Genomic DNA, 15,615 nt, shown 5'->3' on the forward strand with positions numbered 1-15,615 from the left:
TACGTAGGCAGGATCGAGGAGCCCTCATGTCGGAGGCCAGGCGCCGCGCCCCCACCAGCACCGACGTCGCGCGGCGCGCCGGCGTCTCGCAGAAGACCGTCTCGCGTGTCATGAACGCCGAGCCGTACGTCAGCGCCGATGTTCGGGAGCGGGTTCTCGCGGTGGCTCGCGAGCTCGGGTATCGCCCCAACACCGCGGCCCGCGCGCTCCTGCTGGGCCGCTTCCAGCGCATCGGGATGGTCTCGCTCGGCAGTTCGCTGTACGGGCCCTCGGCGCTGCTGGTCGCGCTGGAGCGGCGGGCCCGGGAGACGAGCTACGCGTTCAGCGTGGTCCACACGTTCGAGGGCACACCGGACAGCATCACGAGCGCGGTGGAGTCCCTGCTGGACCAGGGTGTGGACGGCATCGTGCTGTCCGAGCCGATAGACGATGGACAGAAGCTGCGCATCGACCCGGACATCCCCGTGCTCAGCTTCGGCAGCTTCCCTGGTCTCGACGGGCCTCGGGCGGTGGTCACCGGAGCATCCGGCTTCGATGCGGGCCGGCTCGCCACCGAGCACCTGCTCGGCCTGGGGCATGCGGCAGTCTGGCATGTCGCGGGGCCTGGTCGGTGGCTGGCGTCGCGCGACCGGGCCCGCGGCTGGCGGCACGCGCTCGAGTCCGCTGGGATCGCCGCGCCACCGCCGATTGAAGGTGACTGGTCGCCCGCCTCGGGTTACGAGGCCGGCCGGCGACTGGCCGCAGACCCCGAGGTCACCGCGGTGTTCGTGGCCAACGACGAGATGGCGATCGGCCTGCTGCGGGCCATGGCTGAGGCGGGCCGCGCCGTCCCCGAAGAGGTGAGCGTCGTCGGGATGGACGACATCCCGGCGGCGGCGTACCTATCGCCACCGCTGACCACCATCCGCCAGGACTTCGAGGCGATCGCCTCGCACGCGCTCGACCTGCTCGTCCACCAGATCGAGAACGCCCCAGGCTCGGCGACCGTCGACGACCTACCGGCGCAGCTCGTGCTACGCCGGTCGACGACACCCCCAAGGAGTAAGAGATGACTTTGCCGAGGAAGAGATGGCTCGCCGTGGGAGCCGCCGCGACCCTGTTCCTCGCCGGATGCGCCGGCGGCACGACCGGCGGCACGACCGGCGGCACCGACGGCGGCGAGGGCAAGCCCGCCGCCATCAGCCAGGCCGACATCGACAAGGCGATGAAGACGCCGACCGAGCTCACGTTCTGGACCTGGCTGCCCGACATCGACAAGGAAGTAGCGCTTTTCGAGAAGAAATATCCCGCCATCAGCGTCAAGGTGGTCAACGCAGGTAACAGCCAGGCGGAGTACACGAAACTGCGGACGGCGCTCAAGGCCGGCAGCGGCGCCCCGGACGTGGTGCAGCTCGAGTACCAGCACATTCCCGGCTTCGCCATTACCGACAGTCTGCTGGACCTGCGGCCGTACGGCGCGGAGGCGCTCAAGGAGCGGTTCGTCGACTGGGCATGGGGCCAGGTGAGCGGCAGGAACGGCGAAGTCTGGGCAATCCCCCAGGACACCGGGCCGATGGGGATGCTCTACCGCAAGGACATCTTCGACAAGCACGGCATCCAGCCGCCGAAGACCTGGGACGAGTTCGCCGCCGCGGCCCGCAAGCTGCACGCCGCCGACCCCGGCGTGTACCTGACCAACTTCCCCACCAACCACAACTCCATCTGGACGGGCCTGATGTGGCAGGCCGGCGTCAAGCCGTTCCAGATGAAGGGCGCCGACCAAGTCTCCGTCGACGTCGCCGGTGAGACGTCGAAGAAGCTCGCCTCCTACTGGAGCGGCCTGGTCAAGGAGGGCGTCGTGTCCACCGACGCCGACTTCAGCGACCAGTGGTTCCAGGCCCTCAACAAGGGCAGGTACGCGACCTGGCTGACCGCGGCCTGGGGCCCGCTCTTCCTGTCCACCAGTGCCAAGGAGACCCGCGGAAAGTGGCGGGTCGCGCCGTTGCCGCAGTGGACGGCCGGTGAGCAGAAATCCGGCAACTGGGGTGGCTCCACCAGCGCCGTCGTGAAGATGACCAAGAACCCGATCGCCGCGGCCAAGTTCGCCGAATTCCTCAACACCGACCCCGAGTCGGCCAGGATGCTGACGACCCTGCAGTTCCTGTACCCGCCGACCAAGGCGCTGCTGAGCGACCCGGGCTTTGTCGAGCAGAAATCGGACTTCTACGGCGGGCAACAGGTGAACAAGGTGTTCGCCGACATCAGCGGCACGGTCCCCACCGACTTCACCTGGCTGCCGTTCATGGACCAGATCAACAACGACTGGAACGAGACGGTGGGCAAGTCGCTCGCCGACAAGACCGACACGGCCGCCGGGTTGGACAAGTGGCAGCAGACCATCACCACCTACGCCGAGAAGCAGGGCTTCAAGGTCGCGCGATGAGCGTCATGACAGTGCCGCCGTCCCGGCGGGCGAGCGCCCGCCGGGACCGGGTGGGTTACCTCTTCGTCGCGCCGTTCCTCATCGTGTTCGTCGCCATGCTCGTGGCGCCGCTGGCGTACGCCGGATATCTGAGCCTGTTTCGGGAGCAGCTGATCGGCGGTGTCAGGTTCGCCGGTCTCGACAACTACATCCAGGCGCTGAGCGACGAGCGGCTGCTCGACGGCGTGCTGCGCGTGAGCCGGTTCTTCCTCGTCCAGGTGCCGATCATGCTGGGGCTGGCGTTGTTGTTCGCCCTCGCCCTGGACAGCGGCGCGATGTGGCTGTCGCGGGTGATCCGGCTGGGGATCTTCGTCCCGTACGCGGTGCCCGGCGTGATCGCCGCACTGATGTGGAGTTACCTGTACGGCCCGCAGTTCGGGCCGATCACCCAGCTCGCCGAGGCGCTGGGCCTGCCCGCGCCGGACCTGCTCAGCAGCGACTTGATGCTGGGCTCGGTGGCCAACATCGTGACCTGGGAGTTCACCGGCTACAACATGATCATCCTGTATGCCGCGCTGCGCGCCATCCCCACCGAGCTGTACGAGGCCGCGGCCGTGGACGGTGCCGGCGCCTGGCGGATCGCCTGGAGCGTGAAGATCCCCGCCCTGCGCCCCGCCCTTCTGATGGCACTGATCTTCTCGGTGATCGGCAGCTTCCAACTGTTCAACGAGCCGGCGTTGCTGCAGCGCCTGGCCCCCAACGTCATCGACAGCGCCTACACCCCCAACCTGTACACCTACTCCCTGGCCTTCGTCAGCCAGGACGTCAACTACGCGGCGGCCGTCTCCTTCCTGCTCGGGCTCGTCATCGTCGTGGTGTCGTACACCGTCCAGCTCGCCGTCGCCCGGAGGAGAAGATGACCGTCACCGCAACGGCGCCGCCCCGGGCCACGGCCGGCGCCGCGCACTCCGCCGCGGCGGGCCGGCGGCGTAGCCCGGTGCTCACGTTGGGGATGCTCGCCGTCCTGATCTACTTCCTGCTGCCGCTGTTCTGGCTGGTGGTGGCGGCCACGAAGACCACCGGCGCGCTGTTCTCGAGCTTCGGGCTCTGGTTTGGCGGGGACTTCGCGCTGCCGGCCAACGTCCGGAACGTCTTCACCGCTGACGGCGGAGTGTACGTCCACTGGCTGCTCAACACGGCGATGTACGCGCTGGTGAGCGCGGGTGGCGCGGCACTGCTGGCCGCCCTGGGCGGCTACGGGTTCGCCAAGTTCGCCTTCCGCGGCAACAGGCTGCTGTTCGGAACCGTCCTCGGCGCGATCATGGTGCCCAGCACCGCCCTGGTCATTCCCACGTACCTGATCTTCTCGAACGTCGGGCTGGTGAACACGCCCTGGGCGATCATCCTGCCCTCGCTGGTGAATCCGTTCGGGCTCTACCTCATGCGGGTGTACGTCGAGGAGGCGGTGCCCGACAGCCTTCTGGAGGCGGCCCGCATCGACGGGGCCGGCGAGTTCCGGATCTTCCGTCAGGTGGTGCTGCGCCTGCTCGCGCCGGGCTTCGTCACCGTGCTGCTCTTCACGCTCGTCGCCACCTGGAACAACTACTTCCTGCCGCTGATCATGCTCAACGACCCCTCCCTCTACCCCGTCACCGTCGGCCTGGCCAACTGGGCCGGGCGGGCGTCGGTGGGCGGCGGCGGCACCGGCGACGTCATCCCCCTCGTGGTCACCGGCTCACTGTTGTCCATCATCCCGCTGGTCGCGGCGTTCCTGATGCTCCAGCGCTACTGGCAGAACGGCCTCACCGCCGGCGGGGTCAAGCAATGAACGAAACGAAGGGAACATACGTGTCGCGAGTGCTCTTCGGCGCCGCCTACTACCCCGAATACCACCCCAGTGAGCTGCTGAAGACCGACCTCGACCTGATGGCCGAGGCGCGCTTCTCCGTCATCCGGGTCGGCGAGTCCGTCTGGTCGACCTGGGAGCCCGAGAACGGGCGCTTCCACCTGGACTGGCTCCAGCCCACGCTCGACGGCGCGCACGAGCGCGGCATCGCCGTCATCCTCGGCACCCCGACCTACGCCGTGCCGCCCTGGCTCGCCCGCCAGTACCCCGAGATCGCCGGCGAGCGGGGCTCGGGACGGCGCATCCCGTGGGGCGCCCGCCAGGAGATGGACTTCACCCACCCGGCCTACCGCTTCCACGCCGAGCGGATCATCCGGCGCGTCGTGGAGCGGTACGCCGGCCACCCGGCGGTGATCGGCTTCCAGGTGGACAACGAGCCCGGCCCGGAGCTGCTGCACAACCACGGCGTCTTCCAGCGCTTCGTCGATCACCTGCGCGACCGCTACGGCGACGTGGAGACGCTCAACGAGGAGTGGGGCCTGGTCTACTGGTCGCATCGGCTGTCGACCTGGGCCGACCTGTGGACGCCGGACGGCAACGCGCAACCGCAGTACGAGCAGGCCTGGCGCCGCTTCCAGGCCGAGCAGGTCACCGAGTTCATCGCTTGGCAGGCGGACATCGTGCGCGAATACGCCAGGCCGGACCAGTTCGTCACCACCTGCATCTCCTACGACCGGCCAGGGGTGGCCGACGACGAGTTGACCCGGCGTCTCGACGTCACCGCCGGCAACCCGTACTACGCCATGCAGGACGGTCTCGCTCTGCCTGCCGGGCAGAGCGGCCCGCAGCAGTGGGCCACCCACCACACCTGGGCGTTCTACCTCAGCGCCGACCGGATGTTCGCCTCACGTCAGGAGCCCTTCCTCGTCACCGAGACCAACGCGCAGGCCATCGGTCCGTCGTGGATGAACCATCCCGCGTACGACGGTCAGTGGCGGCAGGCCGCCTGGGCGCTCGTCTCGCGGGGCGCGAACATGATCGAGTACTGGCAGTGGCGCACCCTGGTCTTCGGCACCGAGACCTACTGGGGCGGCGTCCTGCCGCACAGCGGCCGCCCGGGCCGCGTCTATCGGGAGATCGCCCGGATCGGCGCGGAGCTGGAGACGGCCGGCGAGCTGGTCGCGGGCCTGATCCCGGACGCCGACGTCGCGATGCTCTACTCCACGCCGAGCAATTGGGCGCTGACCGCCCAGCCGGCTCTGGCGCTGCCGGACGGCGGCCCGGACCGGCGTTCCTACCAGGGCATCTTCGACCCGTTCTACCGTGGCGCGTTCGAGGCGGGCCTCCAGGTACGGGTGCTGCACGCGGCTCAGGCGGTGGCGGCCGAGCCGGGCGAGCTGGCCGCACGGCACCCGGTCCTGGTCGCCGCCGGTCTGTACGCGGCCGACGACGCCACGCTGGACTGGCTGGCGGCCTACGCCTCGGCCGGCGGCCACCTGGTGCTCGGGCCGCGCACCGCGTACGCCGATCATGAGGCACGCGCGCGACGCGAGGTCCAGCCGGCCCGGCTCGCCGAGCCCGCGGGCGTGTCGTACGACGAGTTCAGCAACGTGCCGGCCGACCTGCCCGTGCACTCCACGCCTGGCTCACCGCTGAGGCTGCCGTCCGACGCCGCGGGCACCCGATGGGCGGACGGCGTGGACGCGCAGGACGCCGAGGTGCTCGCTGGCTACCGGCACCCGCACTTCGGCCGGTGGGCGGCCGTGACCACCCGCCCGTACGGCGCGGGCCGCATCACCTGCGTCGGCACCATCCCCAACCCCGGCATGGCCACGGCGCTGTTCCGCTGGCTCGTCCCCGATGCCGGGTCGTGGGGCGGCATGCCGTCGGGCGTCACCTCGACCGGCGCCGTCACGGCGGACGGGCGGCGGCTGCGCTTCCTGCACAACTGGACCTGGCAGGAGGTCGCCGTCCCGGCACCGACCGCGGTGCGCGACGTGCTCGCCGGCGCCGACCATGCGGCCGGTGCGGAACTACGTCTCGGTCCATGGGATGTACGCGTCCTGCTGGAGACGCCATAGCCGTCGCTACGTCATGCGCTTGCTGCGCGACCACGACGAACAGAACGTCGCCAAGAAGCGGACGGGCGCGGTCTGAGCGCGTACCGATTCTTTCGTCGAGGGTTAACCGTTCAAGTAGGTCGTCGACGCGCTTGGTGGGTCGGCGGTGCGGGGTCCCTGAAGGAAACCCTGTCGGCCGCGGGCAGAGCCGGGAGCTCACGTGTCAGACCTCTGAGCAGGCTCGATGGGAGCGTGGTCAGCGAAGCGCATCGCAGCTGCCACGAGCCTGCCGGGCTGTCAATGCCCACCAAAAAGAAACTTTCGTTTAACAACGTCCCTTGTGTTGCCGGAAACATGTCATTAGTCTCGCGGCAACATAGAAGCGCTTCGACGACTTCGAAGGTGAACCCCCCCATGAAACCCGAGTTGAACCGCAGAAGCTTCATCGGTGCCGCCGCGATGGCTCCTCTCCTCGCCGCCTGCAGCAGCGCACCTCAGCAGAAGCAGAAGGTCGGCACGAACACCAAGACCGGGCTCAAGGCGGCGCTCCCGTCCTACGTGCCGAGCACCTCCGTCAAGGCGGACATCGCCTCCGTCACCGGCTCCGGCGGAGGGGTGACCGAACCCGGCTTCCTGTCCTACCCCTCCGGCGGGATCGCCACGGTCCAGGGAGTGCCGGGCAAGGGCGGCAGCTACACCGCCGTCACCCCGCTCTGGGGCACGGTGCCGCCCACGAACAACTCCTTCTACCAGGCCATGAACAAGGCCCTGGGCGCCACCCTCACCATGAAGCCGGCAGACGGCAACAACTACGACACCATCGTCACGCCGATGGCGGCGGCCAAGAAGCTGCCCGACTGGATCCAGCTACCGAACTGGTGGAACGCCAAGTTCGGCACCGACCGGCTGGTCGGCACCCAGCTCGCCGATCTGACCCCGTACCTGGCCGGCGACAAGGTCAAGAAGTATCCCAACCTCGCCGCCATCCCCACCGGCGCCTGGCAGGCCTGCGTGTGGGGCGACAAGCTGTATGGCATCCCCTCCTTCTCCACCAACTTCAGCGTCCCCGGCTACATCACCTACCGGCGGGACATCCTGGAGGCGAAGGGCATCACCCCCGACCAGGTGAAGTCCGTCGAGGACTACATGAACCTCGGCAAGGAACTGACCGACGCCAAGCGCGGCGTGTGGGCCTTCGACGACGTCTACACCTACATGGGCTTCGCCTGGGACATCCCGCTCAAGTGGAAGATCGAGGGCGGCAAGCTGATCCACAAGTACGAGCTGCCGCAGCTGCTCGAGGCGCTCGACTGGCATTACAAGCTGGCCAAGTCGGGCTACCTCCACCCGGACGCGATCGCCGGACGGAACGCCGACGGCCTCGCCCGCTTCTACGCGGGCAAGGTGTTGATCGCCGGTGGGGGCGCCGGCGGCTGGCACCTCGCCGACCACGAGTCGGGCGTCGCTGCCGACAAGAACTACCGGCGGGGCGCCTTCGACTACATCTCCCACGACGGCAAGAGCCCCGGACGCATGTACATGGGCGAGGCGGCCCGCATCATCAGCTACCTCAACATCAACCTGAAGCCGGAGCAGATCGAGGAGTGCCTGGCGATCGCCAACTACCTGGCGGCGCCGTACGGCTCGGCCGAGTACACGCTGATCAACTTCGGAGCGGAGGGCGTCCACCACACGATGAAGGACGGCGTGCCGACCGCGACCGAGGACGGCAAGAAGTTCGTCCAGGCCTCGACCTTCCCCTTCCTGGCCTCGCCGCCCTTGGTCATCAGCAACCCCGGCGCCGACCAGGTCACCAAGGACTACGCGGCCTGGCAGGCCAAGAATGTTAACGCTCTCATCAAGCCGGTGTTCTGGAACATGAACATCAGCATGCCCCAGCAGATCTCCCTGCTGGAGACCTCGCAGGCCATCGACGACGCCATCAAGGACTGCTACCACGGCAAGAAGACGGTCGCCGAGGTCCAGTCCGTCATCGACTCCTGGAAGAAGGGCGGCCTCGACCGGCTCAAGGGCTGGATGACCGAGAACGTGCTGAACAAGTACGGCACGGGCCAGTGAACGAGGGCCTGACCAGGCGGGACAGACTGCGGCGCGACCGATCCGTGCTGATCATGGTGGCGCCCGCAGTCGTCCTGCTGCTGATCTTCAACTACGCTCCGATGGTCGGCGTCATCACCGCCTTCCAGTACTACGACCCGCTGATCGGGATCTGGGACAGCGATTGGGCCGGCCTCGACCAGTTCCAGCAGCTCTTCGCCGACTCGCGCTTCTGGCACGCGTTGAGTAACACGCTCTATCTGAGCTTCGTCCAGCTCATCCTCTTCTTCCCGATCCCGATCGTGCTGGCGATGCTGCTCAACTCGGTGCTCAGCGAGCGGGTGCGCAACTTCGTCCAGTCCGTCGTCTACCTGCCGCACTTCTTCTCGTGGGTGCTGGTCATCACGATCTTCCAGCAGATGCTGGGCGGCGCGGGCGCGCTCAACCAATGGTTGCGCTCGAACGATCTGGCCACCTGGGACGTGATGACCAATCCCGACACCTTCGCGCTGCTGGTCACCTTTCAGGGCGTGTGGAAGGAGGCGGGCTGGGGGATCATCGTCTTCCTGGCCGCGCTGGCCGCCATCAACCCCGGCCTGTACGAGGCGGCCGCGGCGGACGGCGCCGGGCCCTGGCGGCGGATGTGGCACATCACCCTGCCGGGTCTGCGCGGAGTGATCGTGCTGATGCTGGTGCTGCGGCTCGGCGGCGCGCTCTCCGTCGGCTTCGAGCAGTTCCTCATCCAGCGCGATGCGGTCGGCCACGAGGCCGCGGAGGTGCTCGACACCTACGCCTTCTACTACGGCATCGCCACGACGAACTACAGCTTCGGCGCGGCGGCGGGCCTGTTCAAGAGCGTGATCTCGCTCCTGCTCATCTGGGGCGCCAACAAGCTGGCGCATTCCTTCGGCGAGGACGGGTTGTACCGGAAATGAGTCAAAGACCAAGTTGGCAGGAGCCGCCAACCCTGGCCGGCCAGTCAACCAAGGGCGTCACCCTCGGTGGGGTGCTGCTGATCGTGCTGGTTCCGCTGTGGATCGTGGTGCTGACCAGCCTGTCCACCAAGGGCGCCATCAACCGGGCCGGCGGTCTGGTGATCTGGCCCGACGGGATCACCTTCGAGGCGTATGAGGAGATGCTGAAGGGCTCGACCGTGCGCACCGCGCTGCTGGTGAGCCTCGGCATCACCATCATCGGCACGGCGATCTCCATGGTCGTTTCCGTCCTGTGCGCCTACGGCCTGTCGCGATCGGGCTCGTTCGCGCACCGCTTCATCCTGGTGCTGCTGATCGTGACGATGTTCGTCGGCGGCGGCCTCATCCCGACGTTCCTGGTGGTGACCGGGCTGGGCGGCTACGGACAGTGGTGGGCGCTGATCCTCCCGGGCGCGGTCTCGGTCTTCAACATCCTGATCCTCCGCTCCTTCTACTCGAGCACCGCCGCCGAACTGATGGACGCGGCCCGGATCGACGGAGCGAGTGACTGGCGGATCCTCTGGTCCGTCATCCTGCCCACCTCGCGGGCGGTGACCGCGGTGATCGCCCTCTTCTACGCCGTCGGCTACTGGAACTCCTTCTTCAACGTCATGCTCTACATGCCGACGGAGAGCGAGAAGTGGCCGCTGCAATATGTGCTGCTGACCTACGTCAACCGCGGCGTCGGCATGCCCGGCTCGGTCAACGCCGGTTTCGGCATGGCGCACTCGCAGACCGCGCCGCTGTCCTTGCAGATGGCCGTGGTGGTCCTCACCCTGGTGCCGCTCGTGATCGTCTATCCGTTCGTGCAGAAGCACTTCCGGACCGGCGTCCTGACCGGCGCCATCAAGGGCTGAGGCATGGCGACCGAGCGCAGCGAGGGCGCCGAATCACCGCAGCGACTTGGTCGCCTGCCCGACGGATGGGGGCAGGCGACCATAGCCGACGTGGCCAGGGCCGCGGGTGTCTCCCCGAGCACGGTCAGCTACACCCTCAGCGGCAAGCGCCCGGTCTCCGCCGAGACCCGGCGGCGGGTCGAGCGTGCGGTGGCCGAGCTCGGATATCACCCCAACGCCGGGGCCCGGGCGCTGGCCGGCCGGCGCTCGCACATCCTCGCCCTGGCCGTGCCGCTCCGCACCGACGTGTACGTGCCGATCATGATGGAGATCGCCACCTCCGTCGCCGTGGCCGCCCGCAGGCATGGCTACGACGTCCTGCTGATCACCAACGACGAGGGCCCCGATGGCATCCGTCGGCTCGCCGCGAGCGGCCTGGCCGAGGGCGTCATCCTCATGGACGTCGAGCTGGACGACAGGCGCATCCCGACGCTGGGAGACCTGCAGGCGGCACTCATCGGCCTGCCCGACGATCCGAGCGGGCTGTCCTGCGTCGACAACGACTTCCAGGCCGCGGGCGCGCTGTGCGCGGATCATCTGGCTGACCTGGGTCACCGGGACGTCGCCTTCATCGGCTATGCCCCCGGCACATACCAGCGCCACGCGGGTTACGCCGAGCGTACCCTCGCAGGGTTCCGCGCGCGTGCGAAGGAGCGCGGTCTGCGATTCCTGCACCGTCCATGCGAGGGCACCTATGAGGGCGCCGCAGGTACGCTCGGCCGCATCCTGTCCGACAGGCCTCACACGACCGGCTTCGTCGTGCAGAACGAGGGAGCCATCGGGCCGCTGCTCAGCCTCCTGCGCACCAGCGGGCGGACCGTTCCCGAGGACGCGTCGGTGATCGCCCTGTGCCCCGATCACCTGGCTGAGCAGCACGCACCGGCCCTCACAGCGGTGACCGGCCCGGCGAAGGAGCTCGGGCGCATCGCTGTCGAGCAGGTCATGTCCCGGATCTCCGCATCCACGCGCGGCGAGCAGCCCACCGACGAACTCGTGCTGCTCACCCCCACCCTGACCGTCCGGGAGAGCACCGGACCGGTCCCGGAACACAGCCTCATCTAGGAGCACTTCGTATGTCCCCGCATTTCCGCGACCTCGGCGAGGCCCTGGAATGGCGTGCCAAGGGTGAGACCCTGCGCGTCGAGGCGTGGGGCCCGGACGCGCTCTTCCTGCTGGGTCCCGACCTCCTCATCGCCCCGGTCACCGAGGCCGGAGCCCGTGAGCGCGCCGTCCACCTGCCGGCCGGAGCCCGATGGACCGACGCATGGACCGGCGAGGAACACGACGGCGGGCGGACGGTCAGCGTCGCCGCCCCGCTCGAGCGCATCCCGCTCTTCCTCCGCGACGGAGCCCGGCTCCCGATCCGAAACCGAAAGGACCAGGCATGACGTCCCGCCACCTGATCGACCGGCTCGGCGGCCTCGCCTTCGGCGGCGACTACAACCCCGAGCAGTGGGACGAACCGGTCTGGAAGGAAGACGACACGCTGATGCGCCGCGCCAGGGTCAACCTGGCCACCGTCGGCGTCTTCTCCTGGGCTCTTCTGGAGCCGGAGGAGGGCCGCTACGACTTCGCCTGGCTCGACGCCCACCTCGACCGGCTCCACGCCAACGGGGTGGCCGTGGACCTGGCCACTCCCACCGCCTCTCCGCCACCGTGGTTCACCCTGGCCCACCCGGACGCCCTGCCGGTCGCACCGGACGGCACCCGGCTCACCCACGGCAGCCGCGACACCTACTGCCTGGCCGCCCCCGCCTACCGCAACGCCGCGGCGCGCATCGCCACGGCACTCGCCGAGCGGTACGGCGACCACCCGGCGGTCGCGATGTGGCACGTGCACAACGAGTACACCACGCTCTGCTGGTGCGACCACACCGCCGTCGCCTTCCGGGACTGGTTGCGTGCCCGTCACGGCTCACTTGAGGCGCTCAACGAGGCGTGGGGCACGGCATTCTGGAGCCAGCACTACAGCGCCTGGGAGCAGGTGCTGCCTCCGCGTGCCACCCAGTGGCACCGCAACCCCGGCCATACTCTCGACTTCCGGCGCTTCTGGTCCGACACGGTCCTCGCCGCCTACCGGGAACAGCGCGACGCGATCCGCGCTCGCAGCGACCGGCCGGTGACGACCAACATGATGCTCCCCGGCTATCAGAACCTGGACCTGTGGGCCTTGGGCCGGGAGGTCGACCTGGTCACCATCGACCACTACCCGAGCGCGCCGGGTCTGGACGCCGCCGCGGACACCGCCTTCGGCGCCGACCGCGCCCGCTCCTTCGCGGGCGGCCGTCCCTGGCTGCTGATGGAGCAGGGCACCAACACCGTCTACGACGGCGACCGCACTCTGGGCAAGGAGCCGGGCGAGATCCTGCGTCACACGCTCGGCCACATCGCCCGTGGCTCGGAGGGCGCCCTGTTCTTCCAGTGGCGGCAATCCCGTGCCGGGGCCGAGCAGTGGCACTCGGCGATGCTCCCGCACGCCGGCGCGGACAGCAGGATCTTCCATGAGGTCCAGGCGGCGGGAGCGGCCGTCGCACGTCTTGGCGAGCTCGCGGGCTCGACGGTCACCGCGCAGGTGGCCGTGCTGCACGACTCGGACGCCTGGTGGGCGCTGGAGTCCGACGGCCTGCCGTCGGCGGACCTCGACTATCACGCGACCCTGCGTCGCGCCCACCGGGCACTGTGGGATGCCGGCGTCACGGTCGACTTCGCCCATCCCGAACACGACCTCAGCCGTTACCGGCTGGTCGTCGCTCCAGCCCTGTTCCTGCTCTCCGACGCCGGCGCCGCGAATCTGCGCCGCTACGTCGCCGACGGAGGGACGCTGCTCGTCCAGTACTTCAGCGGCTTCGTCGACGACCGCCTCCATGCCCGCCTCGGCGGCTACCCCGCCATGCCGCTGCGCGAAGCGCTGGGCGTTCGCGTCGAGGAACACCGGTCCCTCCGGCGGGACGAGGGGATCGTCCTGTCGGACGGCACACACGGCACCATCTGGAGCGAGTCCCTGCGCACTGAGGGCGCCGAGGCGTTGGTCACCTACACCCACGGCATGCTCGCGGCAAAGCCCGCACTGACCCGTCACCACTTCGGCGCGGGCCTAGGCTGGTACCTCTCGACACGTCTCGACGATACGGGTTACGCCGCCCTCATCGGCAGGCTTCTCGACGAGACCGGGGTCAACCCGGAACTTCCCGGCCTCGAATCCGTCACCCGGCACGCTCCGGACGGCACCCGGTGGCAGTTCGTCCTCAACCACGGCGCCTACGCCGTCAGCCTGCCCGAGCCCGCCCACGACCTGCTGACTGGCGCTCCCGTGGACGAGCTGCCACCAGGCGGCTGCGCCGTACTGAAGCACGGGAAGACCCAGTGACCAGAATCACCTGGGGCCACGACGCCTTACGACTCGAGATCAGTGACGCTCGCCTGACCTACTTCGGCCCGCCCGGCGGCGAGCGCCACCGGGCGCCGCTGCCCCTGCTGGAGGTGACCGCGACCGGGCACGGCCACCACTGGTCCAGCCACCGGCTCATCGACACCGCCATCGGCGCGCGGATGCGCTACCGGCGGCACCACGCCACCGACGACGTGCTCACCGTCGAGCTGCACGACCCGGAGAGCGGTCTTGCCGCAGAGGTGATCTACCGGTCGCCGGACAGTCTGCCTGTGCTTCGCAGCGAGGTGATCCTCCGGAATGAAGGCGAGCACACGCTGATCCTGGAGTCAGTCACCTCGCTCGTGGTCAGTGGTCTCGCCGTGGACACCACGGACCTGCTGTGGGCCGACAACGACTGGCTCGCCGAATACCGGTGGCAACGCAGGCCGCTGCGCCTCACCTCGCCCCAGCTCAACGGCCGGATCCGGTACGGCAACGGCAAGGGCTGTTTCACCCTGGCCGGGCAGGGCGTCTGGTCGAGCTGCGGCCACGTCCCGATGGGCGGCCTGGCCGACCGCCAGACCGGGCGCACGTGGCTGTGGCAGATCGAGCACAACGGCGGCGGCTGGCGCTGGGAGTGCGGGGAGCGCGAGGACGTGGCCTACGTGGCGCTGTCCGGACCCAGCGACACCCACCACGGCTGGCGCCACCCGCTGGCACCCGGAGAGGCCTTCCGCACCGTGCCCGTCGCGCTCGCCGTGGATATCGGCGACGAAGCGTTCGCCGCGCTGACCCGCTACCGCCGGGCCATCCGCCGCCCACACCCGGACCACCAGCGGCTGCCCGTCATCTTCAACGACTACATGAACTGCCTGATGGGCGACCCCACGACGGCCAAGCTCCTCCCCTTGATCGACGCGGCAGCAGAGGCCGGGGCGGAGTACTTCGTCATCGACGCGGGCTGGTACGCCGACGCGGACGATGACTGGTGGGGCGGCGTCGGCGCCTGGGAGCCGTCCACCTCCCGTTTCCCCGGCGAACGAGGCATCCACGCGGTCCTGGACCGGGTCCGGGAACGCAGCATGGTCCCGGGTCTGTGGCTTGAGCCGGAAGTGATCGGCGTTCGCAGCCCGCTCGCCGAGTCCCTGCCTGACGAGGCGTTCTTCCGCCGCGACGGCATCCGCGTCACCGACACCCACCGGCACCACCTGGACCTGCGCCACCCCGCCGCCCGAGCCCACCTCGACCGTGTCGTGGACCGCCTGGTCGGCGAGCTGGGCATCGGCTACCTCAAGCTGGACCACAACATCGACCCCGGCTCCGGCACGAGCAGCCGTCCCGGCGAGACCCCCGCGGCCGGGCTGCTCGGCCACAATCGCGCCCATCTCGACTGGCTCGACGGCATCCTGGACCGGCACCCGCACCTGGTGGTGGAGAACTGTGCCTCCGGAGGCATGCGCTCGGACTACGCGCTGCTGTCCCGGCTGCAGGTGCAGTCCACCAGCGACCAGCAGAATCTCGAGCGCTACGCGCCCATCGCGGCCTCCGCGCCCACCACCGTCCCTCCCGAGCAGGGCGCCGTCTGGGCCTATCCGCAGCCCGAGGACTCGCTGGATGAGGTGGCCTTCACCATGATCAGCGCGCTTCTCGGCCGGATCCACCTGTCCGGCCGCATCGCGGACCTCGATCCCGACGCCCGCGCCCTCGTCCACGAGGCCGTCGCCGTCTACAAGGCCATCCGGGCCGACCTGCCGCAGGCCGTACCCTCCTGGCCACTCGGCCTCCCTGGCTGGGACGACCCGTGGGTCGCGCTCGCCATGCAGGCCCCGACGGCCACCTATCTCGCCGTCTGGCGGCGTGGCGCCGAAGCCACCCTCCGCCTGCCGTACCCGCACCGCGCGGAACTGCTCTATCCCTCCAGCAGCAAGGCGGTGATCGGGCAGGACCCGCAGCTCACCGTGACCCTGACCACCGCTCCGTCAGCAGTGCTGCTGCGCCTCCCATGAAAGG

The 15,615-nt window shown here is 69.2% G+C and carries 12 protein-coding genes; all 12 read left to right on the forward strand.

What is annotated here, in order from left to right:
- The first annotated feature begins 26 nt into the window (after positions 1-26).
- The 12 genes from OHA25_RS23415 (at position 27) to OHA25_RS23470 (ending at position 15,611) form a co-directional block, all read left to right on the forward strand.
- On the forward strand, positions 27-1,052 hold the full coding sequence (locus OHA25_RS23415) for a LacI family DNA-binding transcriptional regulator (RefSeq protein ID WP_327589630.1): 1,026 nt from the start codon (positions 27-29) through the stop codon (positions 1,050-1,052).
- The gene (locus OHA25_RS23420) at positions 1,049-2,422 is read left to right on the forward strand and encodes an ABC transporter substrate-binding protein (protein WP_327589631.1); all 1,374 of its coding nucleotides are present in this window, start codon (positions 1,049-1,051) and stop codon (positions 2,420-2,422) included. The genes OHA25_RS23415 and OHA25_RS23420 overlap by 4 nt, the downstream gene beginning before the upstream one ends.
- Entirely contained in the window at positions 2,419-3,321 is a 903-nt protein-coding gene (locus tag OHA25_RS23425) for a carbohydrate ABC transporter permease (RefSeq protein WP_327589632.1), read from the forward strand. Before OHA25_RS23420 ends, OHA25_RS23425 begins: the two co-directional genes overlap by 4 nt.
- The gene (locus OHA25_RS23430; protein WP_327589633.1) at positions 3,318-4,229 is read left to right on the forward strand and encodes a carbohydrate ABC transporter permease; all 912 of its coding nucleotides are present in this window, start codon (positions 3,318-3,320) and stop codon (positions 4,227-4,229) included. Before OHA25_RS23425 ends, OHA25_RS23430 begins: the two co-directional genes overlap by 4 nt.
- A gap of 20 nt (positions 4,230-4,249) precedes the next feature.
- A complete protein-coding gene (locus OHA25_RS23435) occupies positions 4,250-6,328 on the forward strand; it encodes a beta-galactosidase (RefSeq protein ID WP_327589634.1) in 2,079 nt (692 codons plus the stop codon).
- A 393-nt stretch (positions 6,329-6,721) separates the two neighbouring features.
- Positions 6,722-8,386: an ABC transporter substrate-binding protein gene (locus OHA25_RS23440; RefSeq protein ID WP_327589635.1), complete on the forward strand. Its 1,665-nt coding sequence runs from the start codon at positions 6,722-6,724 to the stop codon at positions 8,384-8,386.
- The gene (locus OHA25_RS23445; RefSeq protein ID WP_327589636.1) at positions 8,383-9,300 is read left to right on the forward strand and encodes an ABC transporter permease; all 918 of its coding nucleotides are present in this window, start codon (positions 8,383-8,385) and stop codon (positions 9,298-9,300) included. Before OHA25_RS23440 ends, OHA25_RS23445 begins: the two co-directional genes overlap by 4 nt.
- Positions 9,301-9,371: 71 nt before the next feature.
- Complete coding sequence (locus tag OHA25_RS23450) at positions 9,372-10,196, forward strand: carbohydrate ABC transporter permease (RefSeq protein ID WP_327589637.1); 825 nt, start codon at positions 9,372-9,374, stop codon at positions 10,194-10,196.
- Positions 10,197-10,199: 3 nt separating this feature from the next.
- A complete protein-coding gene (locus OHA25_RS23455) occupies positions 10,200-11,297 on the forward strand; it encodes a LacI family DNA-binding transcriptional regulator (RefSeq protein ID WP_327589638.1) in 1,098 nt (365 codons plus the stop codon).
- An 11-nt stretch (positions 11,298-11,308) separates the two neighbouring features.
- Positions 11,309-11,623, forward strand: a complete 315-nt coding sequence (locus OHA25_RS23460; protein WP_327589639.1) for a hypothetical protein — start codon at positions 11,309-11,311, stop codon at positions 11,621-11,623.
- Positions 11,620-13,602, forward strand: a complete 1,983-nt coding sequence (locus OHA25_RS23465; protein ID WP_327589640.1) for a beta-galactosidase — start codon at positions 11,620-11,622, stop codon at positions 13,600-13,602. The genes OHA25_RS23460 and OHA25_RS23465 overlap by 4 nt, the downstream gene beginning before the upstream one ends.
- Positions 13,599-15,611: an alpha-galactosidase gene (locus OHA25_RS23470; protein ID WP_327589641.1), complete on the forward strand. Its 2,013-nt coding sequence runs from the start codon at positions 13,599-13,601 to the stop codon at positions 15,609-15,611. The genes OHA25_RS23465 and OHA25_RS23470 overlap by 4 nt, the downstream gene beginning before the upstream one ends.
- The last annotated feature ends 4 nt before the right edge of the window (positions 15,612-15,615 follow it).

This window comes from Nonomuraea sp. NBC_00507 (genome assembly GCF_036013525.1).
Classification (GTDB): Bacteria; Actinomycetota; Actinomycetes; order Streptosporangiales; family Streptosporangiaceae; genus Nonomuraea.